The organism is Undibacterium sp. Tian12W, from assembly GCF_049339405.1.
Lineage (GTDB): Bacteria > Pseudomonadota > Gammaproteobacteria > Burkholderiales > Burkholderiaceae_D > Undibacterium.
Genome location: NZ_JBMPPK010000028.1, coordinates 26,250 through 51,538, shown reverse-complemented (window position 1 = coordinate 51,538; position 25,289 = coordinate 26,250). Strand labels below are relative to the sequence as shown.

The 25,289-nt window shown below is 51.3% G+C and carries 23 protein-coding genes and 1 pseudogene; 11 read left to right on the top strand and 13 right to left on the bottom strand.

Annotation, left to right across the window (positions count from 1 at the left end):
• Positions 1-41 precede the first annotated feature (41 nt).
• The 7 genes from thiC to ACO0LI_RS27085 all read left to right on the top strand — a co-directional run bounded on the left by thiC (position 42) and on the right by ACO0LI_RS27085 (position 6,151).
• Positions 42-1,955, top strand: coding sequence for a phosphomethylpyrimidine synthase ThiC (thiC, locus tag ACO0LI_RS27115; protein ID WP_423036616.1), 1,914 nt, complete (start codon positions 42-44; stop codon positions 1,953-1,955).
• A 2-nt stretch (positions 1,956-1,957) separates the two neighbouring features.
• The gene (gene thiS, locus ACO0LI_RS27110) at positions 1,958-2,158 is read left to right on the top strand and encodes a sulfur carrier protein ThiS (protein WP_423036614.1); all 201 of its coding nucleotides are present in this window, start codon (positions 1,958-1,960) and stop codon (positions 2,156-2,158) included.
• 215 nt (positions 2,159-2,373) lie between these two features.
• Positions 2,374-2,739 (top strand): endonuclease domain-containing protein, encoded by a 366-nt coding sequence (locus ACO0LI_RS27105; RefSeq protein WP_423036612.1) that lies wholly within the window; start codon positions 2,374-2,376, stop codon positions 2,737-2,739.
• Between the two features lie 156 nt (positions 2,740-2,895).
• Complete coding sequence (locus ACO0LI_RS27100; RefSeq protein WP_162060804.1) at positions 2,896-3,687, top strand: thiazole synthase; 792 nt, start codon at positions 2,896-2,898, stop codon at positions 3,685-3,687.
• A 10-nt stretch (positions 3,688-3,697) separates the two neighbouring features.
• Complete coding sequence (thiD, locus tag ACO0LI_RS27095) at positions 3,698-4,516, top strand: bifunctional hydroxymethylpyrimidine kinase/phosphomethylpyrimidine kinase (protein WP_423036610.1); 819 nt, start codon at positions 3,698-3,700, stop codon at positions 4,514-4,516.
• Positions 4,513-5,145, top strand: a complete 633-nt coding sequence (gene thiE / locus ACO0LI_RS27090; RefSeq protein ID WP_422950672.1) for a thiamine phosphate synthase — start codon at positions 4,513-4,515, stop codon at positions 5,143-5,145. The genes thiD and thiE overlap by 4 nt, the downstream gene beginning before the upstream one ends.
• Positions 5,146-5,266: 121 nt before the next feature.
• Positions 5,267-6,151 carry a DUF2628 domain-containing protein gene (locus tag ACO0LI_RS27085; protein ID WP_423036608.1) on the top strand — a complete coding sequence of 295 codons (885 nt, stop codon included), beginning with the start codon at positions 5,267-5,269 and terminating at the stop codon, positions 6,149-6,151.
• Between the two features lie 30 nt (positions 6,152-6,181).
• Here the strand turns inward: ACO0LI_RS27085 and ACO0LI_RS27080 are convergent, their stop codons facing one another.
• Positions 6,182-6,922: a hypothetical protein gene (locus ACO0LI_RS27080; RefSeq protein ID WP_423036606.1), complete on the bottom strand. Its 741-nt coding sequence runs from the start codon at positions 6,920-6,922 to the stop codon at positions 6,182-6,184.
• A 62-nt stretch (positions 6,923-6,984) separates the two neighbouring features.
• Positions 6,985-7,944 (bottom strand): 4-hydroxy-tetrahydrodipicolinate synthase, encoded by a 960-nt coding sequence (gene dapA / locus ACO0LI_RS27075; protein ID WP_423036604.1) that lies wholly within the window; start codon positions 7,942-7,944, stop codon positions 6,985-6,987.
• A gap of 361 nt (positions 7,945-8,305) precedes the next feature.
• On the opposite strand from dapA, the gene ACO0LI_RS27070 reads away from it, so the two are divergent.
• The gene (locus ACO0LI_RS27070) at positions 8,306-10,597 is read left to right on the top strand and encodes a UvrD-helicase domain-containing protein (protein ID WP_423036602.1); all 2,292 of its coding nucleotides are present in this window, start codon (positions 8,306-8,308) and stop codon (positions 10,595-10,597) included.
• Between the two features lie 89 nt (positions 10,598-10,686).
• Here ACO0LI_RS27070 and coq7 read toward each other — a convergent pair whose 3' ends face one another.
• Positions 10,687-11,337 (bottom strand): 2-polyprenyl-3-methyl-6-methoxy-1,4-benzoquinone monooxygenase, encoded by a 651-nt coding sequence (coq7, locus tag ACO0LI_RS27065; RefSeq protein WP_423036600.1) that lies wholly within the window; start codon positions 11,335-11,337, stop codon positions 10,687-10,689.
• Between the two features lie 348 nt (positions 11,338-11,685).
• On the opposite strand from coq7, the gene ACO0LI_RS27060 reads away from it, so the two are divergent.
• Both ACO0LI_RS27060 and ACO0LI_RS27055 read left to right on the top strand, forming a co-directional pair.
• Positions 11,686-12,822, top strand: a complete 1,137-nt coding sequence (locus ACO0LI_RS27060; RefSeq protein WP_423036598.1) for a porin — start codon at positions 11,686-11,688, stop codon at positions 12,820-12,822.
• Positions 12,823-13,203: 381 nt separating this feature from the next.
• Positions 13,204-14,265 (top strand): porin, encoded by a 1,062-nt coding sequence (locus ACO0LI_RS27055; protein ID WP_422950679.1) that lies wholly within the window; start codon positions 13,204-13,206, stop codon positions 14,263-14,265.
• Positions 14,266-14,555: 290 nt separating this feature from the next.
• Here ACO0LI_RS27055 and ACO0LI_RS27050 read toward each other — a convergent pair whose 3' ends face one another.
• The 10 genes and pseudogenes from ACO0LI_RS27050 to dusB form a co-directional block, all read right to left on the bottom strand.
• Positions 14,556-15,380, bottom strand: coding sequence for a 2-keto-4-pentenoate hydratase (locus tag ACO0LI_RS27050; RefSeq protein ID WP_422950680.1), 825 nt, complete (start codon positions 15,378-15,380; stop codon positions 14,556-14,558).
• A 49-nt stretch (positions 15,381-15,429) separates the two neighbouring features.
• A complete protein-coding gene (gene ruvB, locus ACO0LI_RS27045) occupies positions 15,430-16,500 on the bottom strand; it encodes a Holliday junction branch migration DNA helicase RuvB (protein ID WP_422950681.1) in 1,071 nt (356 codons plus the stop codon).
• Between the two features lie 3 nt (positions 16,501-16,503).
• Positions 16,504-17,085: a Holliday junction branch migration protein RuvA gene (ruvA, locus tag ACO0LI_RS27040; protein ID WP_422950682.1), complete on the bottom strand. Its 582-nt coding sequence runs from the start codon at positions 17,083-17,085 to the stop codon at positions 16,504-16,506.
• Positions 17,086-17,258: 173 nt separating this feature from the next.
• Positions 17,259-17,801, bottom strand: a complete 543-nt coding sequence (gene ruvC, locus ACO0LI_RS27035; protein WP_422950683.1) for a crossover junction endodeoxyribonuclease RuvC — start codon at positions 17,799-17,801, stop codon at positions 17,259-17,261.
• A gap of 325 nt (positions 17,802-18,126) precedes the next feature.
• Positions 18,127-19,344 (bottom strand): tetratricopeptide repeat protein, encoded by a 1,218-nt coding sequence (locus ACO0LI_RS27030; RefSeq protein ID WP_423036642.1) that lies wholly within the window; start codon positions 19,342-19,344, stop codon positions 18,127-18,129.
• A pseudogene (locus ACO0LI_RS27025) lies at positions 19,324-19,503 on the bottom strand (tetratricopeptide repeat protein); the annotation flags it as partial. The pseudogene ACO0LI_RS27025 and the gene ACO0LI_RS27030, both read right to left, overlap by 21 nt.
• A gap of 12 nt (positions 19,504-19,515) precedes the next feature.
• Positions 19,516-20,328: a tetratricopeptide repeat protein gene (locus tag ACO0LI_RS27020; RefSeq protein WP_423036596.1), complete on the bottom strand. Its 813-nt coding sequence runs from the start codon at positions 20,326-20,328 to the stop codon at positions 19,516-19,518.
• Between the two features lie 252 nt (positions 20,329-20,580).
• Positions 20,581-22,146 (bottom strand): bifunctional phosphoribosylaminoimidazolecarboxamide formyltransferase/IMP cyclohydrolase, encoded by a 1,566-nt coding sequence (gene purH, locus ACO0LI_RS27015; RefSeq protein WP_423036594.1) that lies wholly within the window; start codon positions 22,144-22,146, stop codon positions 20,581-20,583.
• Positions 22,147-22,193: 47 nt separating this feature from the next.
• Positions 22,194-22,427 (bottom strand): helix-turn-helix domain-containing protein, encoded by a 234-nt coding sequence (locus tag ACO0LI_RS27010; protein ID WP_110258221.1) that lies wholly within the window; start codon positions 22,425-22,427, stop codon positions 22,194-22,196.
• Positions 22,428-22,520: 93 nt separating this feature from the next.
• Complete coding sequence (gene dusB / locus ACO0LI_RS27005; protein ID WP_423036592.1) at positions 22,521-23,531, bottom strand: tRNA dihydrouridine synthase DusB; 1,011 nt, start codon at positions 23,529-23,531, stop codon at positions 22,521-22,523.
• Positions 23,532-23,940: 409 nt separating this feature from the next.
• Between dusB and ACO0LI_RS27000 the strand changes: the two genes are divergently transcribed.
• The gene (locus tag ACO0LI_RS27000) at positions 23,941-25,269 is read left to right on the top strand and encodes an NAD(P)/FAD-dependent oxidoreductase (protein ID WP_423036590.1); all 1,329 of its coding nucleotides are present in this window, start codon (positions 23,941-23,943) and stop codon (positions 25,267-25,269) included.
• Positions 25,270-25,289 lie beyond the last annotated feature (20 nt).

Below are 25,289 nucleotides of genomic sequence, written 5' to 3'. Positions count from 1 at the left end.
CTCCTTTGCTGGCTCCATGCCAACAAAGCAAAGGAGCCAAAATGAACGCCAACCCGCAATTCTTGTCCGCTACCGCTACGGTAGATGAGGCAGCCATTCAGCCACTGCCAAATTCCCGCAAGACCTACGTGCAGGGCAGCCGCCCCGATATCCGCGTACCCATGCGCGAAATTACACAGTCTGATACACCAGCCATGTTTGGTTCGGAAAAAAATCCCCCTATCTATGTCTATGATACCTCCGGCCCCTACACTGACCCTGAAGTAAAAATTGATATCCGTTCCGGCCTTGCATCCGTACGTGGTGCCTGGATAGCCGAGCGAAATGATACTGAAGAACTGGCAGGCCCAAGCTCTGAGTATGGTATCGCCCGTCTGCATGACCCCAAGCTGGCCGAGTTGCGCTTCAACCTCAAGCGCCTGCCACGCCGTGCATTGACAGGCAAGAATGTCTCGCAAATGCACTATGCGCGCCAGGGCATCATCACGCCGGAAATGGAATTTGTCTCTATCCGCGAAAACCTGCGCAGAAAAGAATACCTGGAAAACCTCAAAGCCTCAGGCCCCATGGGTAGCAAGCTGGCAGAAGTCATGGGCCGCCAGCATCCTGGCCAGTCTTTTGGCGCTTCAATTCCCGCAGAAATCACGCCAGAATTCGTGCGTTCAGAAATCGCCCGTGGCCGTGCGATTATCCCTGCGAATATCAATCATCCTGAAATCGAACCTATGATCATAGGCCGTAATTTCATGGTCAAGATCAATGCCAATATCGGCAATTCTGCAGTCACTTCTTCCATCGGTGAAGAAGTCGAAAAAATGACCTGGGCAATACGCTGGGGTGGCGACAATGTCATGGATCTTTCCACTGGCAAGCACATCCACGAAACCCGTGAATGGATTATCCGTAACTCCCCCGTGCCTATCGGTACAGTACCTATCTATCAGGCACTGGAAAAAGTGAATGGCAAGGCAGAAGACCTGACCTGGGAAATCTTTCGTGACACACTGATTGAGCAAGCTGAGCAGGGCGTCGATTACTTCACCATTCACGCAGGCGTGCGCCTGCAATATGTGCCGATGACAGCCAAACGCCTGACCGGCATCGTGTCACGCGGTGGCTCCATCATGGCGAAATGGTGTCTGGCACATCATAAAGAAAGTTTCCTGTACGAGCATTTCGAAGATATCTGCGAAATCATGAAGGCTTATGACGTGTCCTTCAGCCTCGGTGATGGCCTGCGCCCTGGCTCCATCTATGATGCCAATGATGAAGCGCAGTTAGGTGAATTGAAAACCCTGGGCGAACTGACACAGATCGCCTGGAAGCATGATGTACAGGTCATGATAGAAGGCCCCGGCCATGTACCCATGCACCTCATCAAAGAAAACATGGACCTGCAACTTGAGCAATGCCATGAAGCGCCTTTTTATACCCTGGGCCCTTTGACGACCGACATCGCACCCGGTTATGACCACATCACCTCCGGCATAGGCGCAGCTCAGATAGGCTGGTATGGCACGGCCATGCTGTGCTATGTGACGCCAAAAGAACATCTGGGTTTGCCGAACAAGGTGGATGTCAAGGACGGTATCATCACTTACAAGATTGCTGCTCACGCAGCCGATCTGGCAAAAGGCCATCCCGGTGCGCAGATTCGTGACAATGCTTTGTCCAAGGCACGCTTTGAATTCCGTTGGGAAGACCAGTTCAACATCGGCCTCGACCCCGACAAGGCGCGTGAATTCCATGACGAGACATTGCCCAAGGATTCTGCCAAGGTTGCCCATTTCTGTTCTATGTGCGGCCCGCATTTCTGCTCGATGAAAATCACGCAGGAAGTGCGCGACTATGCCAATGCCCAGGGCATCACCGAGATACAGGCCTTGAAAAAAGGCATGGAAGTGAAAGCCGTTGAATTCATCAAATCCGGCGCGGAAATCTATAAGAAGCAATAGCCATGGTGGAGATACAGCTTAATGGAGAGAAGCGGCAACTGGTGAGCGCGCTGCTGACCGATCTGATCGCAGAATTGAATCTGTCGCAGCAGGCGATTGCGGTGGCTGTGAACCGGCAGATTATTCCGCGCTCGCGGTGGGCGGAGCATCAGTTGCGAGTCGATGACAAGGTTGATGTGGTGAGGGCGATTGGTGGTGGATGAGTTTTTATCTCCTTCCCGTTCAAGGGGAGATTTGTGGGAATTCGCAAAGCATGCTTTGCGCCACAAATTTCTAAGCCGCTTGCAAGCGGCGCGGTGGATGATTGGGATGGGTTTCGGTCGTAAAATCTTTACATTATTTGCGATGGAACCCCATCCCCACCCTAACCCTCCCCTTGAAGGGGAGGGGATATAGTTAATTTACGCCGATCTGAAATATGAAAAATTTTGCCAATGAAATCTTAATCAAAACAGCAAAAGTCTTACGTAAAAATATGACCGATGCCGAGAAGAAATTATGGCAAGGCTTGCGTGGTGAGCAGCTTGGTGTGAAATTCAGACGGCAATATCCATATCAACATTTCGTACTGGATTTTGTGTGCCTGGAAAAGCGTGTAGTGATTGAAGTTGATGGCGGACAGCACGCTGAAGCGCGGGTCTATGACATGCATAGAACTGAAGTGCTGAATAAGGCAGGTTTTACTGTCTTACGTTTTTGGAATAATCAGGTACTTAATGAAACCTCTGCTGTAATTGAGGAAATTTGGCGGCATATAAATCAAGAAGAAACTAAAGAAGACTGAGAGCATTCCCTCCCCTTCAAGGGGAGGGTTAGGGTGGGGATGGGTTTCAGTTGATAAAACAAGCATATAGTTTGCTAAAGAAACCCATCCCCATCCCAGCCTTCCCCTTGAAGGGGAAGGAGCCAGGCAGCATTCCACAATTTGGGAGAAAAAACAATGAACACAGAAAATACTCAAGGCTTAAGCATAGCCGGAAAAACCTACCGCTCCCGCCTGCTGGTTGGCAGCGGTAAATACAAAGATCTCGAACAAACCCGCCTGGCAACAGAAGCCAGCGGTGCCGATATCATCACGGTAGCGATCCGTCGTGTGAACATAGGGCAAGACCCGAATGCACCGAGTTTGCTGGATGTAGTACCACCGAGCAAATACACCATACTGCCGAATTCCGCCGGTTGCTATAACGCTGAAGATGCTGTGTATACCCTGCAACTCGGACGTGAATTATTGGGCGGCCACAAGCTGTGCAAGCTGGAAGTATTGGGCGATGAGAAAACCCTGTTCCCGAATATGCCGGAAACATTGAAAGCAGCGAAAACCCTGGTGCAGGATGGTTTCGATGTCATGGTGTATTGCAGCGATGATCCTATACAGGCGCGTATGCTGGAAGACATAGGCTGCGTTGCCATCATGCCGCTGGCATCCTTGATCGGCTCAGGCATGGGTATCCTGAATCCATGGAATCTGTCGCTGATCATCGAACAGTCCAAAGTACCGGTACTGGTCGATGCAGGCGTAGGTACTGCATCTGATGCTGCGATAGCCATGGAGCTCGGTTGTGATGGTGTGTTGATGAACACCGCCATCGCAGGTGCCAAAGACCCGGTACGCATGGCGCGCGCCATGGGCCTGGCGGTCGAAGCCGGGCGTGAAGCTTTTCTGGCGGGCCGTATGCCACGCAAGTTTGCAGCATCGCCTTCGTCCCCTATGGCTGGCCGCATAGTTTAATATTCGTTTGATGAAAACAACTACGCGCCCCTGTGTGCTGGTATTTGCCGGACATGACCCAAGCGGTGGTGCTGGCATACAGGCAGACATAGAAGCCATCGCCGCGCAGGGCGCACATGCCCTGCCGGTGATTACCGCATTGACTGTGCAAGACAATGATCATGTCTATGCGGTGCATGCGGTCGATGTGCAAATCATCTTGCAGCAAGCAATGACCCTGGTGGCAAAAATGCCGGTCAAGGTCGTCAAGCTGGGCATCGTTGCACATAAAAAGAATGCGACGACGATTGCCAGTTTTATCCAGAAGATGAAACTGCAAGAGCCTGATTTGCAAGTCATCGTTGATACTGTATTGGGCAGTGGTCAAGGTGACAGTCTGTCTCTCGATAACCCGGTAGAGGCGATTGAGCCTTTACTGAAAGTCGCAACCCTGCTCACTCCGAATCTGCCTGAGCTAAAACGTCTGTCATCACAATCTATGGATATGCAGGCACAGGTAGAAAACCTCATGCAAACCTATGCGGCGGATGTCTTGCTCAAAGGTGGACATGCAACAGAAGCGCAGGTTAAAAATATCTGGTTCCAGCATGGACAATGGCAGACTGCACAAGAATGGTTATGGCCGCGTTTGCCTGGTGAATTCCATGGCAGTGGCTGCACGCTGGCATCGGCGATAGCCGGGCAACTGGCAATTGGTGCCAGCTTGCCGGTAGCGCTGCAACAGGCGCAAAGCTATACCCAGCAGAGTTTGCAATATGCGTATGCGATTGCCGCAGGACAGCTCATTCCGGCACGCCAGCCAGTTCCGACTACAAGAAAGAAATCATGAATAATTTGAGCAAGCATCAACTCAGCGGCCTGTACATTGTGACCCCCGACTGGGACGATACGGCGAAGCTGCTTGAAGTAACCGAACAAGCTCTGCTGGGTGGCGCGAATATTGTGCAATACCGCCACAAGACTGCAAGCGATGTACTGCGCAAGACACAGGCGCTGGCCTTGCTGGAACTCTGCCGCCGCTTTAATAAGCCCTTCATCATCAATGACCATCTGCAACTCTGTCTTGATATTGATGCCGATGGCCTGCATGTAGGCGGCACGGATATCTCAGTGGCCGATGCCAGAGCCAAGCTGGGCGCGGGCAAAATACTGGGTGCGTCCTGTTATGGTGACCTGGAACTGGCTCGTAGCGCAATTCAGGGTGATGCGAGTTATATTGCCTTTGGCGGTTTCTATCCCTCACGTATCAAGAAATATGCAGTGACGACCCCCGCCAGCATAGTTGGAGATGCGGTCAGGGAATTTGATGTGCCCAATGTCGTCATTGGTGGCATGACGTTGGAAAACTGTCAGCCGCTGCTCGCACAAGGCGCGCACATGGTAGCCGCAATCAGCAGTGTGTATATGGCAGAGCAGCCGCAACAGGCGGCACGGGCATTTGCCAGCTTGTTTGCTTAGCTTGCCTGTTTATCTTGTCTGCGGGAGGGATTTCATTTGTCGGCTGGCTCAAAAACCGCTCGAAGATATGCAGGGACCTCAGATATACTTCGGTTTCCAAGCCGACCAATTATCTAGACCCATGAGCGCGAACAGCTTTCCAGCAAATCCAGAACCACAAATGATCTCCAGCAGACAGCTGGTGGGCAAAGACAATACTTCGGGTAAAGGGGATTTTTACCCGGCACCTGATGGTGTGGCTGGCTGGTCATGGGGTGCATTTTTGCTGGCGATTTTTTGGACTGCCCGCCATAAACGGTGGATCAGTTTTTTTCTTCTCGTGGCTCCCATAGTCGCCAGTGTGGTCGGGCTTAATAACATAAGCAGCATAGACAAAAGATGGGTGGTTTTGCTGATTCTTTTTAGCCCTGTCATCAGTTTCTTTTGCGCTGTCAAAATTGGCCGTAACGCAAGACTGTGGGCCTGGCAAAATGTTTACTGGGATAGTCTGGAGCATTTCAAGAGCGCACAACGGAACTGGACACTTGTTGCTTTCAGCCTGTATGCACTGACGATTGCGCTAGCTGGCGCTGTAAAATATCCTGAGATACAAAGAGAGGTCGTCAGGAAGCAGCTTGACGCTAAAAATGAAGCAATCAGGAAAGAGCTGGTGTCGAATGGCCGTCACGCCATTGCTGACGCGGTGAATATTGCAAAAGACGTTTCCCAGGGAGTTGGCGACTATATTCTTGCTCATCAGGCTTTCCCTAAAAATATCGCCCAGGCCGGTTTTGATTCCCAGCTACCAGACTATGTCAAGAGTATAGAAATTGACCAGAGGCATGGCCTGATCGCTGTCACGATGAATGTTGCTCCCTTCATAGAGCAGACTTTTTATCTGGCACCCCGTTACGAAGGGGAAAAGGAAATTTTATGGAGATGTATGCGCGGTGATTTTTCTACCCTGGATATACCGCATGAATGCAGATACGACGCGACTGAATTTTTTTACATCAGGCGGAAGTAAGAGACTGGTTCGCGGTATATCCCGGGATCTTTATTGCTTGAGGTTTTCAGTAGCCACAGGGTTTTCCTTGCCGTCAGCGGCTTGTTGGTCCAGCTCTTCGACCTTTAATAATTCTGCCGTAGTCAGGATGCCGACGCTGACGACATCGTAACCTTCAATGGTTTCACATTTGCGTGGATGGTCTAGTGTGCCTGCCGTACAAAAGCGGATATTGCCTCTTTTTTTGTCTGCACCCGGATAATGGAAAAACATCATGTCACCGGCACTTTTGATATACATCGCCTGGTCCAGCAATGCATCTGGGAATTTGCCATCGGTGGCATTGAGCAACCATTCACGCAATTTGGGAATGGCTTCGGTACTGACTTCATGGGTTTCCTTATTATGTGGTCCATGAAAACCTAGTTTTGTATTCGCCAGATTTTTGCTATCCAGCATGCGTCTTTCGGTGCCTGCCATGAAGATGATGGCACAAGAAGAAAAGCAATTGCCCTGAACGGCGGTATTGATTTTCCTGCCGCGTATCAATTGCGCGATGCCATAAGCTGCATTCAGGTCACCGCCCGGGCTTTCACTCAGCACGACATTGTGTACTTCACCGCCAGACAGATTGCGGCGAAAGCGTTGCGCATCATCCGCCACCACTCTGCCATATAAAATCAGGGTGTCATTTGCCCGCAGCATGGTCATGGCTGCAGCAGGCTGGCTATGGAAAATCAAGCTGGTTGCCAGGGTAGCGAATACGGCAAACAAAGGAAGCAGGCGTCGCATATCATTCTGAAAGAAATTATTGATATCGCATTATCCTTTGCTTGCACCATCAAGGCAATGTGCTATTGAATGAGGTCAAGTTGTGCCATCTTGCTTAAGAGTTTGTCCGTAGTTTCGGTACTTGCTGGCAGCATGGGCACCCGCAGATTGGCCCGTATGAGCCCAGATGCTGCCAGCGCAGCTTTCAGCGGCGCTGGATTGGGCTCATCAAACAAGGCCTGCATGACAGGCAGCAGTCGATAAAAAATTATCCTGGCCTGCGCAAGCTCTCCGGCAATGATTAGTGCTTGCAGGCGTGCAAAAAGATCAGACCGCAAATGGGCAGATGCCAGTATGCCGCCCGCACCGCCCAGGCATAGATTAATAAACAATTGATGGTCTTCCCCGGTCAGCACCTGTATGTCGCCGTCGGTGATGAGTTGCATAGTGGTTTGCAGATTGCCGCCACAATCCTTGATGGCGACGATGTTTGGATGTTTTGCCAATTGCTGCAGAGTGGGTAATTCAATGTTCACTCCCGTGCGGTAAGGAATGTTATATAGCAGTACCGGCACAGCAGAGGCCCCGGCAATTTCATGGAAGTAGTGCAAGATGCCTGCCTGTGATGGCCGTATGTAATGCGGTGGCGTGACCAGTACCCCAGCAACCTGCCTTTGCCCTATGGCTGCCAGCCTGTGCAAGACTTGCCCCATATGATTACCGCTCAAGCCCATGATGACTTGATTGGGCGATACCACGGCCAGCACCGCATCCAGCACTTGCAATTGTTCTTCTTCACTGAGGGCTGCAGCTTCGCCGGTGGAACCACAGACGACCAGGCCAGTAACTCCTTCCTTGATCAACTTGCTGGACAGTGCCTGCAGTGCGGGTAAATCCACTGCCGCGTCCGGACCATCGCAAAATGGTGTTATCAGGGCGACCCAGATGCCAGAAAAATCGTCGCGCCTGTTGTGATTACTTGATTCAATATGAGTGTTACTGGAATTGCTGATGTTGCTGCTATTAATATTGCTGCTGGTCATGCCTGTTCTCCTGTGGACCGGTTAAAGACCCGCAGGGAGTTGACATACAGCGCAAAGGGAAGAGTACCGTTTTTGCCATCCTGTCAGCTCACCTGACGGGACAGCACGCCCCGGTCAGATGAGCGTCTGTTTCTTGGCTTTAGCAAAGACCATACACAAAGCAGTGCTGCTTTGCGTGTGTACTTGATCTTTGACTTGAGTTTGCATAATGAAATGTGGATGAAATTTCTATTGCGATTGAAATGATTATCTGCGCGTGCAGCCAGGCCTGTCAAGCCTGCCGACAATAAATTTTGCCTGATTTTGCCTGACTCAGGGAGTGGAAAACAGGCTGGCAGGCATAGTCCCGTATAATCTGCCTATGCAAAATTTACTCCACAACTTAAATCCCGAACAACTTGCCGCCGTGACACTGCCGGCGCAGTCTGCCCTGATTTTGGCTGGTGCCGGTTCTGGCAAGACACGTGTGCTGACGACCCGCATCGCCTGGCTGATACAGACTGGTCAGGTCTCGCCCGGTGGTATTTTGGCCGTGACCTTTACCAACAAGGCCGCCAAGGAGATGCTGACGCGTTTGTCTGCCATGTTGCCGATTAATACACGCGGCATGTGGATAGGCACTTTCCATGGCCTGTGTAACCGCCTCTTGCGCGCCCATCACCGCGATGCCGGTTTGCCTTCGACGTTCCAGATTCTTGATTCTGGCGACCAGCTATCCTTCATCAAGCGTTTGCTGAAGGCGAACAATATCGATGATGAAAAATTCCCACCCAAGACCCTGATGTATTTCATCAATGGTGCCAAGGACCTGGGTTTGCGTGCTGCCCAGGTCGATGCTCCAGATGACTTTAACCGCAAGCTGGTTGGCTTGTATGATCTGTATGACACGCAGTGCCAGCGCGAAGGTGTCGTTGATTTTGCTGAACTCCTGTTGCGTACTTATGAATTGCTGAGCCGCAACCAGCCGTTGCGTGAACATTACCAGGACAGGTTCCGCCACATCCTCGTCGATGAGTTCCAGGATACTAATGACTTGCAATACAAGTGGCTGAAGCTGATGGCGGGCGAGGGTGGTAAAAAAGGTGGCGCAGTGTTTGCCGTCGGTGATGATGACCAGAGTATCTATGCCTTCCGTGGTGCCAATGTCGGCAATATGTCCGCCTTTGAGCGTGAATTCCAGGTGCAAAACCTGATCAAGCTGGAGCAGAATTACCGCTCGCATGGCCACATCCTCGATAGTGCCAATGTACTCATAGAGCACAATAGCAAACGACTGGGCAAGAATTTGCGTACGGATGCCGGTCATGGTGAGCCAGTGCGCATCATGGAATCAAGCAGCGATATACAAGAAGCCAACTGGATCATAGAAGAAGCCAAGAACCTGATACGTGAGGGTTCACTACGCAGCGAGATCGCGATACTGTATCGTTCGAACGCGCAGTCACGGGTCATAGAACATGCCTTGTTCACGGCGAATATCCCATACCGGGTATATGGCGGCCAGCGCTTTTTCGAGCGTGCCGAGATCAAGCATGCGATCGCCTATCTGCAATTGATGGACAACCCGCATAATGATTCTGCGTTTTTACGCGTGGTGAATTTCCCTACCCGTGGCATAGGTGCGCGCTCGCTTGAGCAATTGCAGGATGTCGCCAGGCAGCAGAATATTTCCATGTATGCGGCAGTACCTTATGTGGCGGGCAAGGCTGGTTCTTCTCTGGCAAACTTCGTCAAATTGATCGAAAGTGCACGGTTTGAAACCCAGAACCTGCCTTTGCCCGAGATGGTCAAGATCGTGCTGGAAGTTAGCAGCCTGCTGACACATTACCAGACTGAAAAAGAAGGTGCAGACCGCATAGAAAACCTGGAGCAGCTCGTCAGCGCTGCCACCCTGTTCGTGTCGGAAGAAGGTTTTAACAAAGAAGCGCCAGCCTTTGCCGGGCCAGCCAGCAGTGCGGCAGTTTTACTCGATAGCGGGAATGGCGATCAGATCATCGATGCCGACGCTGCCTTGCCAAGGGTGATGTCACCGCTGTCTGCTTTCTTGTCGCATGCTTCTCTCGAAGCGGGTGACAACCAGGCACAGGCCGGGCAAGATGCCATGCAGTTGATGACCGTGCATTCCGCCAAGGGCCTGGAGTTTGATGCGGTATTTATTACAGGCCTCGAAGAAGGCTTGTTCCCGCATGAAAACAGTGCGCAGGAGGACAGTGGTGTAGAAGAAGAACGCCGCCTTATGTATGTGGCCATTACGCGTGCGCGCAAACGCCTGTACCTGAGTTTTTCACAAACCCGCATGTTGCATGGTCAGACGCGTTACAACATGCGTTCCCGCTTCCTTGATGAATTGCCGGAAGAATCATTGAAGTGGCTGACGCCGCGTGTACAGCCGACCTGGTTTGGCAATAAAAAGTCCGCCTGGGATGAAGCACCTGACGATGCCGCGAATCGTATCGCCCAGACTTTCAAGAAGAGCAATGACAGCATGAGCTGGCGCATAGGCCAGAATGTGGAGCATGCAAAATTTGGTGAGGGTGTTATTGTGAATCTGAATGGCGGTGGCGGCAGTGGCAGCCTCAGAGCGCAAATCAATTTCGGCAAGTTTGGCATGAAGGAGCTGGACTTGAGCATCGCCAAGCTGGAAAAAATATAAACGAAAGGCAAATGCGCAGTCGATGGACTGCGCACTAATCACTAAAGTTCACAGCTTGGCCTGTTTCAGCTTTTCAAGGCTTTCGGATTTTAAATATAGTAAGCCGTCGTCGTCATGACTTTGGCCATAAGTTTCATACCCGCCTGCACGGGAGCAGGCAGGGTGCTGGCACCCAAAGCCTGCGCTGCCGCACCGTGGGCAATTTCATCGACGCGCATCTGTTCTACCACGGCGCGTGAGCGCTGGTCTTCTGCCGGTAATTTTTTGAGGTGGCTGGCCAGGTGTGCCTCTACCTGTTTTTCTGTTTCAACAACAAATCCCAGACTGACGGCATCACCAAACCTGGCGGCCAGTGTGCCGCAGGCATAGGCCCCGGCATACCACAGCGGATTCAGAAAGCTGGTGTGTGAATTCAGTTCATGCAACCTTTTTGCCGTCCAGGCCAGGTGGTCTTCTTCTTCTATGCCGGAATGCTCGAACTGTTGGCGTATATCTTCCGTATGCGCATTTGCTCCCTGAGAATCGTACAGGGCCTGGGCACAAATTTCACCTACATGATTAACGCGCATCAAACCTGCGCTATGGGATTTTTCCTGTTCAGACAAATTGCCATCGGGCATATCATGTCCAGGATAGGCGCGCCTGGACATGGCCTGGCCGCTGACCACACGCAAGGCGCGGTCAAACTTGCTGATCATTTGGTCAAGGCTGACCTTGGGAAGTGTTGTTGGAAGATTCATATTGTTTTTAAGCATGTAATGATGGAACGATGAGCCATACCAGACTGGATAGTGTGTATTGTAGGAAGAATTAAGGATACACGCCATCAGACCAAGTCTGGAAACCTACAGAAAACTTAAGATTGTAATAATAAGAAAGTAGATGCTTGTTGCGATAACACCACATAAAATTTGCTTAAAAACGATCGTTCGCAAATTCTCTTTGCCCAAATTCTTTTAATTTGTTTCAATGGAATCTAGCTTCTTAATCAGCAGGTTTCGAAGTCTTGGCAAGACTAAATTCGTAAAATAATGGCCGAAGCTTTTCAGGTGTGGCCGCATAAATTAATAATTTTGGAGACGCTTTCAATGAAAAAATCGATACTGGCATTCGCAGTCTTGAGCGCATTTGCAGCAACCGCTTCCGCACAATCTTCAGTCGTCATCTACGGTATTATCGACGCAGCCGTTGTAGCTACTACCAACCAGACACCAACTGGTGGTTCTAAATTCTCCATGGATGCTGGTCAGTTACTGACCTCCCGTTGGGGTATCAAAGGTTCTGAGGACCTGGGCGGCGGTTTGAAAGCTAACTTCAATCTCGAAGGCACACTGGCCAATGACACAGGTACTGCAGGTGCCGGTTTTGGCGGTAACGTATTTAATCAGGCCGGTAACAATACATCCCTGTTTGATCGTCTGGCATGGGTAGGTTTGTCTGGTGATTTCGGTACAGTCACTCTGGGCCGTAACAATATTCTGGGTGTGGATTCTGTCGGTCTGGCTGATCCTATCAGCCTGGCACACGCAGGTTCCAATCCTAACGTGATGTTCAGCGCCCTGAATGCTGGCGCATTCTTTGGTGGCTTCGGTACTAACCAGGGCGGTACTGCTCTGCGTCAAAACAATTCCATCAAATACGTTTCTCCTCTGATGTCCGGTTTCGGCGGCGCGCTGATGTACGGTTTCGGTGAAAAAGCAGGTGACAATACTGCCAGCAACTATGCAGGTCTGTCCGGCTTCTTCACAGATGGTACAAACGGTGCAGCTCTGTCTTACGCAAAACTGCGTGACAATGCCAATGTCTCCAATCTGTCTGGCTGGGCTGGTGGCGCCAAATTCAAAGTCGCTCCATCTGTGATGTTGCGTGGTACTTACTCCAGCAATAAAGTTGAAGGCAATGTGAAGATCGATGCATTGCCAAGTGCAAATGGCCGCAAAATTGCTGTCATAGGCCTGGGTGCAGACTTCTTCTTGTCTGATCAGACAACATTGACTACTGCTTATTACAACACCAAACGCTCTGGCGATATCGATGGTAAAGCTGATCAGTACATCTTGCTGGGTAAATATGCATTCAGCAAACGTACAACTGCCTACGCCTCCCTGACATATGCAAAAGCTGGTTCTGTTAATGCACAAGATGTTTCCCTGGCATTGGGCATCATTGGTGCAGGCAATAGTTCTGCAACACGTACAGCAGTAGGCGTATTGCACGCATTCTGATTGTAAATAGCTGGTTTTACTTGCAAAGGTCGCCCAAGGCGACCTTTGCAATTTTGTTTTTGTTTCATTTTTATTGGTAATAATGTAATTTTTCAGCACTTGTCTGGCATCATTAATGTTAATTCAATGACATTGAAATTATTGTTTTTAGAGCAATTTTTGTTGCTTATTCGAGACAAAATACCCCCATATTCCCTCCAAAAGCCGATTTAGCTTGGCTGCCTGACACCATTTTTGGTCAAATACGTTAACTTCTTTTTAGCTGTCTTGTCGGTTCTTAAGTATTTGCGCTCTTCGTGCAATCAATGTTTTGGCTCTGTTTTGCGCGAACTGTGCTTAATGTAGTTCAATATCAATGTGAAATCCTTTGGAGAAATATCAATGAAAAAATCACTCATCGCTCTGTCAGTTTTGGCTGCTGTTGCTGGTACAGCGCAAGCTCAATCTTCCGTCACTATCTACGGTGTAGTTGATATGGCTTTGCAACATCAAAACACTGGCGATCCTGCTGGCTCTACTCTGGGTCTGGATAGTGGTATTCAATCCGGTTCCCGTCTGGGCTTCAAAGGCTCTGAAGATCTGGGTGGCGGTCTGAAAGCAAATTTCCAATTGGAAATGGGTATCAATGCTGATACAGGTAGCTCCGCTCAAGGTGGCCGTGCATTCGGTCGTCAAGCTTACGTAGGTTTGTCTGGTGATTTCGGTGCGGTTAACTTCGGCCGTCAATACACACCAGCATTCGTTGCAATCGACAGCTTCGATCCATTCGGCACTGGTATCACTAGCGGTACAGCAGGTAGCGGTACTTCCGGCCTGGGCGCTGCAGCTTACTTCGACCACGGTGGCGTTCGTATCAACAACTCCGCTATCTACAACACAACTAACCTGGGTGGTTTCGTAGGTACTGTTGCTTATGGTTTCGGTGAAGTTGCTGGTAACACAACAGCTGGCCGTTACATCGGTTTCTCTGGTGCTTACACTGCTGGTCCTCTGTTTGCTGAACTGGCATACAGCAATGCGCAAAACGCTACTGGTACTAACGCAACTAAGAGCTACTTGCTGGCTGGTACATACAACTTTGACGTAGTGACAGCACACGCCGGTTTCTCCTCCATCAAAGATGATGGCACAGGCGCAGCTGCTCTGGATCGTCGCGTATGGTTGCTGGGTGCGACAGTACCAGTTGGTTCTGGCAATATCATCGCCAGCTACATCCGTTCCACTAACCAAAACAGCCTGTTGAAAGCTGCTAACGGTACACAATTGGCTCTGGGTTACACATACTCCCTGTCCAAGCGTACTAACCTGTACACTTCGATCTCCCGCGCAAGCAACGACGCAAACATCAACCTGGGTAGCGCTGATTCTTCAGCAACTTTCCATCCAGTTCCTAACGGCGCTGATGTACGTCTGGTTAACGTTGGTATCCGTCACAAGTTCTAATTTAATGCTGGCTTAGGTCAGTATTAAAAAGAGCATGGCAAGATTGAGAAGGCACTCCTGGTGAGTGCTTTCTCTTTACGTGTTTGCCTTGAGGGTAATTGCCTGCAATTCTGGCGGTGCTGAACAGGCCTGGTTACCAACAAGGCTAATGCGCTTTTGCAAGATAAAAAAGGCTGACATGATTTACATGTCAGCCTTTTTAGTTTTGATTGCCCGTAGTTTGCTAAAGATGCAGTCTTATCGCTGTGGGCTTATCGTTGCAGACTGCATAACTGCAGGCTTGGCTGCTTTTAAGCAAAACTAACACTCAGGCCTGGTAATGGGATACCAGAGAAAGCAGTCCCCCAGGTTTGCCCGGCCTGTACCGGGTAAGCATCAGTCCAGGTGCCGGTGGTAATGATTTCACCTGCCTGCAAAGGCAGGAACTGTGGCTGCTTTTGCAGCAGGCCATGCAGGTGCCAGATCGCATGCAAGGGGCTGTCCAGCACATTGCTGCCATAGCCAGCGCTCAGCAGTGTGCCGTCGCATGACAGCGAGACGCTGGCATTGGCCAGCAACTCAGCCAGATGCTGACGGCTGGCACTCGACAAGATGCGTGGCTCACCGATCAGCAGGGTGCCGTGCAAGCCCAGTGCGGCTATCGCGTCGGCTGCTTCAAACTTCCAGTCAGGGTAGGGGCTGACGACGATCTCTATGCCATGCGCCATCCATTCCAGGCAATCTGCGAGTTCTTCTATGCAAGCGTCGGCAGCCGGCGTCCTGCCGAGCTTGAATACCACTTCCGGTTCTATGCGTGGCTGCAGCGCGCCTGTCAGGCTTTGGTAGGCATGGTTATCTTCAACATAGCGCACCGTGCTGTCAAACAGGCTGCTCCAGATTGGTTCGCAGATGGCAGCTTTCTCGCCGTATTTATTCCACAGCTTGCGGTTAGTGAAACCAAGTTTGCGGCCTATGCAAACTTCGCCTTCGGCGGCACGGATGGTGTCAGACGCTTTGGCAATGTCATAAGCATCGTTAATGCTCAGCTCAAATTGCCAGCTTAAGGGATTGATATGCTGGGTACGCGCCCTGGCCTCAAGGACGGTATAAGCATGTTGTTCGGCTTGTAAGGACATGGCATCAAGTTCGGTTGGATTGAGCACAAACCATGGGAAGGGTCAGCGTTTAGCTACCACCCCATAAGTCACCGTTATTACCCGATCTGGGCATGGTCACGCCAAAATGCTCATACGCGGACGGCGTTGCTATCCTGCCTCTGGGCGTGCGTTGCAAAAAACCCTGCTGTATCAGATAGGGTTCCAGTACATCTTCTATGGTGTCGCGTTCTTCACCTATGGCCGCAGCGACGTTATCCAGGCCTACCGGGCCACCGCCAAATTTAAAGAGGATGGCTTCCAGCAGTTTTCTGTCCATTAAATCAAAACCAACCGCATCGACATCCAGCATCTTCAATGCCGCATCGGCAATGCCTTTGGTGATTTCACCATTGCCTTTGACCTCGGCATAATCACGTACCCGTCGCAACAGACGATTGGCAATACGCGGTGTGCCACGTGCCCGCTTGGCAATTTCACGCGCACCATCCGCCTGTATTGGGGCGCCCAGCAATGATGCGGAGCGGGTGACGATCTTGGTCAATTCTTCCGGTGTATAAAATTCCAGTCGGGCGACGATACCAAAACGGTCACGCAGCGGGTTGGTCAGCATGCCGGCGCGGGTAGTGGCACCAACCAGGGTAAAAGGCTGTAAATCCAGCTTCACCGAGCGGGCTGCCGGACCTTCACCGATCATGATGTCGATCTGGTAATCTTCCAGCGCCGGGTACAGAATCTCTTCGACTACCGGCGACAGGCGATGTATCTCATCGATAAAGAGTACATCATTGGCTTCCAGGTTCGTCAGCAGGGCCGCCAAGTCACCGGCACGTTCCAGCACCGGGCCAGAAGTCTGGCGCAGGTTGACACCCATCTCACGCGCAATGATGTGCGCCAGCGTGGTTTTACCCAAGCCCGGCGGGCCAAACAGCAAGGTGTGATCAAGTGCTTCACTACGCTGCCTAGCTGCAGTGATAAAAATTTCCAGTTGCCCGCGTATCTTTTCCTGGCCCACATATTCATCAAGCTGCTTGGGGCGCAGGGCGCGTTCTATTGCTTCTTCATTGGGCGAGCTTGGCGTGGCCGAGATAATGCGTGGCTCGCTGAAGTTGGATGAAAGATTGTCGGTCTGTATCGTCATCGCTTAGCCTTTGGACAATGCTTTCAATGCCAGCTTGATGCCATCAGAGACGCCACTACCAGCAGGCACGGATTTCATCGCCAGCAAGGCTTCCTTGTCGGAGTAACCAAGTGCCTGCAAGGCGTTCAGGATGTCAGCGCTATGGTCACCTGCAGCCAGTGCCGCAGTCGCATTGCCAAGGTCAGCACCGAGCTTGCCTTTGAGTTCCAGCAGCAAACGTTCTGCAGTTTTCTTGCCTATGCCCGGCACGCGGGTCAGGCGTCCTGCTTCTTGCAGGGTGATCGCCTGGGCCAGATCGGCTACCGACATGCCAGATAAAATAGAGAGGGCAGTGCGGGCACCGACGCCGCTGATCTTGATCAATTGCTTGAAGGTGCTGCGTTCTTCTGCCGTACCAAAACCAAACAGTACATGGGCATCTTCGCGTATCGCCAGATGCGTCAGCAAGACCACTTTTTCACCGAGATGCGGCAGGTTATAAAAAGTACTCATAGGCACATCGACTTCATAGCCCACACCCTGGCAATCGACCAGCAATTGCGGAGGATTCTTTTCTATCAGAGTGCCTGCAATGCGACCTATCATGAGACTGCTTTCATACTGTATGAATAAGCAGTGATAGTAAACGATTCTGACGCGTTTGACGAGGCTCGCAGGGAAATTATATTGATATTGCGATACTGCAATTAAGCTTATGCAGGCCAGTTATATGATCTGGCCAGGGCGCAGTGCAGCTTCGGTGAGCTTACAGCCCTGTATTAACCGACTAGACGACCGCCCTTGACACGCAAACCCTTCTTCGCCAGACCCGGCGCAATTGCCCCCAGGGTTGCCAGGGTATCACCACTATGGGCATGACAAATCGCCACGCCCAGCGCATCGGCAGCATCGCTGCCAGGTAGGCCAGACAAAGCCAGCAGGCGTTGCACCATGTCCTGCACCTGCTCTTTCTTGGCGCGGCCATGACCGACCACGCCTTGTTTAACCTGTAAGGCTGTATATTCTGCGACTGCAAGGTCTGCCGCTACCAACGCGCAAATCGCTGCACCGCGGGCTTGCCCCAGTAACAGGGTAGATTGCGGATTGACGTTGACGAAGACTTTTTCTATCGCCGCACAATCAGGCTGGTAAGTGCGTACTATTTCTGAAACGCCTGCGAGGATGGTCTTCAAGCGTTCTGGTAAAGTACCATCAATGGTCTTGATCGTGCCTGAGGCGATATACGTCAGCTTGCTGCCCTGTTTATGGATGACGCCAAAACCGGTGGTGCGCAAGCCGGGGTCTATGCCTAGGATTTTCATGAGGGCTTCTGAGTGTGTATTAGATGTGGTGCTGTGCTGCTACAGGAATTATTGCTGATGAGTATAGCGTATCGGCGAGCTAGTTTTATTGCTCGCTATGTAAGTGAGTAATTGCTTATGACGTTTAATCTTTTGCAGGATATGTGTGAGCAAGGAAATGCAATGTGGAGTGGGCTGAGTTCCAGCGGTATTTTTACCTGCATTGAAGCCAGCCCCCTCGCCAACTGACACAATGCGGTGTCGCCACTCGACGATGAAAGCATCATGGTATTTCAGGCACGAGTGCAGGCAGGCTGGCAGTCATCGGCATCAAAGTTGTCAGCCTTTATTTTACTGGCTTCCAGGCCTTGACTTCTGCATCGACTTTGCTTTTGCTCTCAGCGGGCAATACTGCTACCAGCGGGGGTAAATAGTCGCGTGCAACTTGATTGCCGTTGGCAAGAGATAGCATGGTCCAGAAATAGGCGGCCTGTTCATCTCTGGCTACACCTGCCACTTCACCAATCGTTGCCGCCAGGTCTTTCTGTGTCTTGTCCCGGGCCTGGTCAAGTGGACCCGCAACGGTGCTGGCTGCAGCGCGGCTGTCTATATTCAAGATTTTGCCGCTGGCGTAGATCCTGCCCAGGTCGAGTTGTGCATTGGCGTCGCCGCGTTCTGCTGCTTTGCGCAGCCAATAAAGGGCTTGTTTCCCGTCATCGGGTGATTCTTTGCGAGACAGATAAAGCAAAGCCAGCACGTGCTGCGCATTAGAATAATTTTGTTCAGCAGCGCGACGCAGCCAGATCGACCCTTGCCGCCAGTCTTCTGGCACGCCTTTGCCATTGATATACGCCAGCCCCAGGAAGTACTCTGCATCTGCAGCTCCCTGGTTGGCAGCCTGGCGAAACCAGAATGCAGCTTGAGACAAATTCTCAGGTACGCCGACGCCTGCCAGGTACATGCCACCCAGCATCGTTTGTGCCATGGACATTTCCTGCAAGGCAGCCAGGCGATACCAGTGCACTGCCTGCTGTGTGTCTCTACCCACAAAAGAACCTGTGTGATACAACCAGCCCAGACCAAATTGCGCATTGGCATTTCCCTGCTCGGCGGCTTTGCGGTACCAACTCACTGCTTGCTGCTCATCCTTAGGCACACCGCGGCCATTAGCATACATTTCACCCAGGCTCAACTGTGCGCCGACATTACCCTGCTCGGCCGCTTTGCGATACCAGACTGCCGCCTCTTGTTCATCCTTGCTTACGCCAGAACCACTTTGATAGAGTCCCCCAAGATTATTTTGCGCCCCTGCATTTCCCTGCTGCGCAGCCTTCAGATACCAGTAGGCTGCTTGTTGCGCGTCCTTGGACACGCCATTGCCAGACTCGTATAGCCAGCCCAAGCTAGCTTGCGCCCTGGCATTTCCCTGATCTGCTGCTTTGCGGTACCAGCTTGCTGCTTGCTGATGGTCTTTGGCTACACCGCGGCCTTCAAAATACATCAGGCCCATGCTGGTCTGTGCCTCGGAAAGTCCCTGGTCCGCTGCTTTGCGGTACCAGCTCACGGCTTGCTTGTCGTCTTTTTTTACTCCGTCTTGACCATTTTGATAGATGCATCCCAGGTTATTTTGCGCATCAGCACTTCCCTGTAGTGCAGCCTGCAGATACCAGTGTGTAGCTTGTCGTATATCCTTAACTACGCCCTGACCTTTTTCATAAAGCCCGCCTAGATTATTTTACGCGCCTGCATTTCCCAGCTGCGCAGCCTTCACATACCAGCCAGCAGCTTGTTGCGCATCTTTGGCTACGCCAGTGCCCGTCTGATACATCCAGCCCAGACTCGATTGTGCCCGGGCCTCTCCCTGATCAGCGGCTTTACGATACCAAAGGGCCGCTTGCTGATAATCTTTTGCTATACCACGACCTTCGAAATACATCCGACCCATGCTATTCTGCGAAACTGAAAGCCCCTGATCCGCTGCCTTGCGGTACCAGTGCACCGCTTGTTGTTCATCCTTTTTTATCTCATCCAGGCCTTCCTGATAGATGACGCCAAGATTGTTTTGCGCTTCTTTATTCCCCTGTTGTGCAGCCTGCAGATACCAGTGAGCAGCTTGTTGCACGTCTTTAACTACACCCTGGCCTTTTTCATAAAGCCACCCCAGATTATTCTGCGAATTGACATTGCCTTGCTGTGCGGCCTTCAGATACCAGTAGGCCGCTTGTTGCATATCTTTGGACAGGCCAGAACCAGTTTGGTACATCCAGCCCATGCTGTGTTGTGCTCTGTCATTTCCCTGATCGGCCGCTTTGCGGTACCAGTGGGCGGCTTGATGCAAGTCTTTGGCCACGCCCCGGCCTTCAAAATACATGTCTGCCCACTTAAGCTGTGTAGCGGCTTTGCCTTCTTCAGCAAGCCTGGTAGTTTCTATCAAGTCCGCACTGTAATTCTGTTGGTTGGCGGCGGGATGATCAGGCTCTGAGGCCGATACATAGCTGGCAGGCCACAAACTCAGGGCCATCAGCACGGCGCAAGTTATGGTAGACAATGTCGTCTTGCTCAGATAAATCATTCGTCATGCATCCTGTGGGAATTCTTCGGCACGGCAATATAGTGCCGCCTTGTAGCCATCTTGTGTGAGGCGGCATTATCGCATATGGCTATTACCGGCAAGTTATGGACAATGCGTATTGTTGAGCTGTTGTACTGAGGTGATGCCGGCAGTAATAAGGCGCCTGCAATAAAAACGGCCCTGAATAATCAGGGCCGCACATACCTCATTTAATACATCAATCCCGCATCAATGGCGGAAATGACGTGTACCGGTATAAACCATCACGACACCACGTTCATCCGCAGCATCTATCACTTCCTGGTCACGCATGGAGCCACCAGGGTGGATCACGCAAGTTGCACCCGCATCCACCACTACATCCAGACCATCACGGAACGGGAAGAAGGCGTCAGACGCGACGGCAGAACCAGTCAGTGTCAAACCAGCATTTTGTGCCTTGATAGACGCGATGCGGGCAGAGTCTATGCGGCTCATCTGACCAGCGCCTACGCCCAGCGTCATGCCATTGCCGCAGAAGACGATGGCGTTTGATTTCACATACTTGGCCACACGCCAGGCGAACATCATGTCCGCCATTTGTTGTGGACTAGGCTGCAATTTTGAGACGACGCGCAGTTCTTCCTGCAAGACGTTTTTGGCATCCGGTGCCTGTATCAGCAAGCCACCGCCAACACGCTTCATATCGTATTGGTTGAAGCCATTGCCCAGAGAAATTTCCAGCAGGCGCACATTTTGTTTTGCTGCAAAAATCTGTTTTGCTTCGGCAGTGAACGATGGCGCGATCAACACTTCAACGAATTGCTTGGCGACGATTTCAGCAGCCTTGCCATCGAGTTCGTGGTTGAAGGCGATGATGCCGCCAAACGCAGAAGTCGGGTCAGTCTGCAAAGCCTTGCTATAAGCTTCAAACGGTGTCGCACCCAGGGCTACGCCGCAAGGATTGGCATGCTTGACGATGACGCAGGCAGATTCAGCAAAAGACTTTACGCATTCCCATGCGGCATCGGCATCGGCGATATTGTTGTAAGACAGTTCCTTGCCTTGCAATTGCTTGTAGTTGGCCAGTGAGCCTTCGAGAGACTTCAGGTCGCGATAGAAGGCGGCAGACTGATGCGGGTTTTCACCGTAACGCATTTCCTGCACTTTTTCAAAATGCAGGTTCAGGGTTTGCGGATAGGCGCTGCGTGTGGTGTGCGCCTTGTCTTCACCCAGGCTGGTCAGGTAGTTGGTGATGGCACCATCGTATTGCGCTGTGTGAGCAAATACTTTTTTCGCCAGCGTGAACTTGGTGTCATAGCTGACAACATTTTGATTCGCCTTCATCTCTGCCAGCACAACGGCATAATCAGACGGATCTACAATGACAGTCACGTCTTTGTGGTTCTTGGCAGAAGAGCGCAACATGGTTGGGCCACCGATGTCGATATTTTCTATCGCATCTTCGAGTGAGCATTCACCCTTGGCGACAGTTTGCTGGAAGGGATACAGATTGACCACCACCATATCGATGGTAGGAATGCCATGCTGCTCCAGCGCTGCCACATGCTCAGGGAAATCACGGCGTGCCAGGATGCCGCCATGCACTTTAGGGTGCAGGGTCTTGACACGGCCATCGAGCATCTCAGGGAAGCCGGTGTAGTCAGCCACTTCGGTGACAGGCAGGCCATTGTCAGCCAATAACTTGGCTGTGCCACCCGTAGACAAGAGCTTGACACCGAGCGCAGACAATTCACGTGCAAATTCGAGCACACCGGTCTTGTCGGAGACGGAAATGAGGGCTTGTTTGATCATGATTTTTGATGTGAGTAAGGAAATCGGTGTCAAGCCTCGCGGATGGATTAAAGCAAACCGTGCTGCTGCAATTTCTTGCGCAAAGTATTCCGGTTAATGCCTAACATATCGGCGGCTTGTGACTGGTTGCTCGATGCGCGCGTCATGACCATTTCTAACATCGGTTTTTCAACGGCTAACACGACCATGTCGTAAATATTGGATGCGGGTTGCTCGCCCAGGTCACGGAAATACTTTTCCAGATTTTTGTGGACGGCGTCTTGAATGCTATCTTTGCTCATGCTGTTTTTATCACTGTTCGGTTATGCCAGGCGGCGGGTAGTCCATGCTTCATGGACGGCAAGACAAATTGGTTTTTGTAAAAGTGTTTTGTCTTATGCTGCCAGTTTTTCTTCAAAGGGGCGGTATTGTAACCGCTCCCCAGCCATGTGATCAAAAAAACTGCTGACGGCGGCAAGTTGTTCATCACAATCCGTCAGTAAGTTCATTTGTTGCCGGAAATCTTCACCACCTACCAGGTCTTGCACATACCAGCCTATATGTTTGCGTGCCGTTCGTACGCCAAGGTAGTTACCATAGAAAGCATAATGCGCTTTCAAATGGTTATCCATGAGTTCACGAACTTCAGAAATCAGTGGGGCAGGTAGATGCTCGCCGGTATTGAGGAAATGGGCGATCTCGCGAAAGATCCACGGTCGGCCTTGCGCCGCCCGGCCTATCATGATGGCGTCAGCACCGGTGGCCTCTAATACATATCTGGCTTTTTCCGGTGTCGTGATGTCGCCATTGGCAACTACGGGGATATTGACTGCGGCCTTGACGGCAGCAATGGTCTCATATTCTGCATCGCCCTTATAGCCATCGGCACGGGTGCGTCCATGCAGGGTCAGCATTTGTATGCCAGCCGCTTCTGCCATGCGGGCAATGTTCAGGGCATTTTTATTGGCCCTGTCCCAGCCGGTACGGAACTTGAGTGTGACCGGCACATCGACTGCGCCAACCACCGCATCCAGTATCTGACCAACCAGGCTTTCATGCTGCAGTAAGGCAGAACCACACCATGCATTACAGACCTTTTTAACCGGGCAGCCCATGTTGATATCGATGATTTGCGCACCTTTATCAACATTATGTTTGGCACATTCAGCCAGCATCTGTGGGTCTGCACCGGCAATCTGCACTGCCTTGGGCTCCATTTCGCCTTCATGGTTGGTACGGCGCGTGGACTTTTCTGTTTCCCAGAGTTTGGGATTGGACGCTGCCATTTCAGACACGGCATAACCCGCACCCAGTTCTTTGCACAACTGACGGAAAGGTCTGTCAGTCACACCAGCCATGGGAGCAACAAAAATATTATTACGCAGCACGTAAGAGCCGATTTGCACGATCAGGGAAGGGGGAAATTCGAAGAAGCGCTATTCTACCTGAATCCTGCCTAAATATTTGGCAAAATCGTTACCACTCGTAAGGAATATTTTTATCTATATTTGTTGGCTTTTTGATAGTTTAAATTTCAACAAAACTGCGCTTCCTGGAGCAGATTAGACTAGCCTCTCTAAACTGCTGTTGGCACTTGGAATGTGTCTGCTATTTGCCTGCAATATGCCTTTTTCGCCCCCGCTTTGTTCGTCAACCCACGCTCAGCTTTGTCAGTTCTGTGTATACTCCAAGCGTACATTTATGTATTTGTCATTTTCACTCCTGACAAAAATGTATTCCCTTGCCATCCATCTTCTTTGTTTATTAAAAAGATAGTCAGCAAGGGAATATATTTTTCAAATAAGGGAGTCGTTCGTGGACACGCAAAACAAGGAGGCAGTACATAGAATTACCATCGTTGGCGGTGGTGCAGGCGGGCTGGAACTGGCAGTGCGCCTGGGCAAGAAATTAGGCAAGCGCGGCAAAGCCGTCATCACGCTGGTCGATGCCAGCCGTACCCATTTGTGGAAACCTCTATTGCATCAGGTTGCCGCAGGCACCCTCGACAGCCATGCAGACGAGCGCGAATACTTTGCCCTGGCGAGATCCAATCATTTCGAATTCCGTCTTGGTCGTATGGAAGGACTTTCTCGCGAAAAGAAAGAAATTTATATCGCCCCCATGTTCGATGAAAACGGCGTCCAGTTATTACCACGTCAGGCCATTGCCTATGACAGCCTGGTGATAGCCCTGGGCAGCCAGACCAATGATTTTGGCACCCCCGGCGCACGCGAAAACAGCATCATGCTTGATTCACCTGCTGCGGCAGAGCGTTTCCATCAACGTCTCATCAATTATTGTCTGCAGGCGCAAAGTCAGCAGCAGACATCTGGCGAAGGCCGTTTTACCGTCACCATCATAGGTGGCGGCGCAACCGGTGTAGAGCTGGCAGCAGAATTGCATATGACTACCAAAATCCTGTCCAGCTATGGACTGGTGAATTTTCATCCTGAAAAAGATTTGAAGATCGTCATCGTCGATGCCGGTACTCGCTTGCTGCAAATGCTACCAGAGCGTGTCTCCGATTCAGTCGCCCGTGAATTGCGCAGCATGGCGGTAGAAGTGCATACCAATGAAAAAGTGGTCGATGTCTCCAAGGCCGGGGTGCAGATGGCTAGCGGCAAATTCATTCCCAGTGGCATCGTGGTTTGGGCGGCAGGCATTAAAGCGCCAGAGTTTTTAAAAGACCTGGATGGGCTGGAAGTCAACCGCATCAATCAACTGGTCGTAACCCGTACTTTGCAAACCACGCAAGACCCGGCCATCTTCGCGATTGGTGATTGCTGCGCATGTCCGCAAGGTGAGGGTTTGCCGAACGTGCCACCACGCGCACAGTCTGCCCACCAGCAGGCGAGCACATTGGCGAAAACCCTGGTACGCCGCTTGCAGGGTAAGTCTGCGCTGGAATTTACTTATAAAGATCATGGTTCGCTGGTGTCGCTGGGTAATTACAGCACCGTTGGCAGTCTCATGGGTTCTTTGGCCAGCGGTTCTGTTTTCATCGAAGGCACACTGGCAAAATGGATGTACTGGTCACTGCATAAACAACACCAGATGGCAGTCAATGGTTTGTTCCATACCTGGTTATCGACCTGGGCAGAGACGATCGACCGGGTACGCAATCCGCGTATCAAGTTGCACTGAGCGGCATTTTCATCACAGAT

Coding starts and splice junctions, on each gene's coding strand:
- thiC (WP_423036616.1), top strand. CDS start 42: ATGAACGCCAACCCGCAATTCTTGTCCGCTACCGCTACGGTAGATGAG.
- thiS (WP_423036614.1), top strand. CDS start 1,958: ATGGTGGAGATACAGCTTAATGGAGAGAAGCGGCAACTGGTGAGCGCG.
- ACO0LI_RS27105 (WP_423036612.1), top strand. CDS start 2,374: ATGAAAAATTTTGCCAATGAAATCTTAATCAAAACAGCAAAAGTCTTA.
- ACO0LI_RS27100 (WP_162060804.1), top strand. CDS start 2,896: ATGAACACAGAAAATACTCAAGGCTTAAGCATAGCCGGAAAAACCTAC.
- thiD (WP_423036610.1), top strand. CDS start 3,698: ATGAAAACAACTACGCGCCCCTGTGTGCTGGTATTTGCCGGACATGAC.
- thiE (WP_422950672.1), top strand. CDS start 4,513: ATGAATAATTTGAGCAAGCATCAACTCAGCGGCCTGTACATTGTGACC.
- ACO0LI_RS27085 (WP_423036608.1), top strand. CDS start 5,267: ATGAGCGCGAACAGCTTTCCAGCAAATCCAGAACCACAAATGATCTCC.
- ACO0LI_RS27080 (WP_423036606.1), bottom strand. CDS start 6,922: ATGCGACGCCTGCTTCCTTTGTTTGCCGTATTCGCTACCCTGGCAACC.
- dapA (WP_423036604.1), bottom strand. CDS start 7,944: ATGACCAGCAGCAATATTAATAGCAGCAACATCAGCAATTCCAGTAAC.
- ACO0LI_RS27070 (WP_423036602.1), top strand. CDS start 8,306: ATGCAAAATTTACTCCACAACTTAAATCCCGAACAACTTGCCGCCGTG.
- coq7 (WP_423036600.1), bottom strand. CDS start 11,337: ATGAATCTTCCAACAACACTTCCCAAGGTCAGCCTTGACCAAATGATC.
- ACO0LI_RS27060 (WP_423036598.1), top strand. CDS start 11,686: ATGAAAAAATCGATACTGGCATTCGCAGTCTTGAGCGCATTTGCAGCA.
- ACO0LI_RS27055 (WP_422950679.1), top strand. CDS start 13,204: ATGAAAAAATCACTCATCGCTCTGTCAGTTTTGGCTGCTGTTGCTGGT.
- ACO0LI_RS27050 (WP_422950680.1), bottom strand. CDS start 15,380: ATGTCCTTACAAGCCGAACAACATGCTTATACCGTCCTTGAGGCCAGG.
- ruvB (WP_422950681.1), bottom strand. CDS start 16,500: ATGACGATACAGACCGACAATCTTTCATCCAACTTCAGCGAGCCACGC.
- ruvA (WP_422950682.1), bottom strand. CDS start 17,085: ATGATAGGTCGCATTGCAGGCACTCTGATAGAAAAGAATCCTCCGCAA.
- ruvC (WP_422950683.1), bottom strand. CDS start 17,801: ATGAAAATCCTAGGCATAGACCCCGGCTTGCGCACCACCGGTTTTGGC.
- purH (WP_423036594.1), bottom strand. CDS start 22,146: ATGATCAAACAAGCCCTCATTTCCGTCTCCGACAAGACCGGTGTGCTC.
- ACO0LI_RS27010 (WP_110258221.1), bottom strand. CDS start 22,427: ATGAGCAAAGATAGCATTCAAGACGCCGTCCACAAAAATCTGGAAAAG.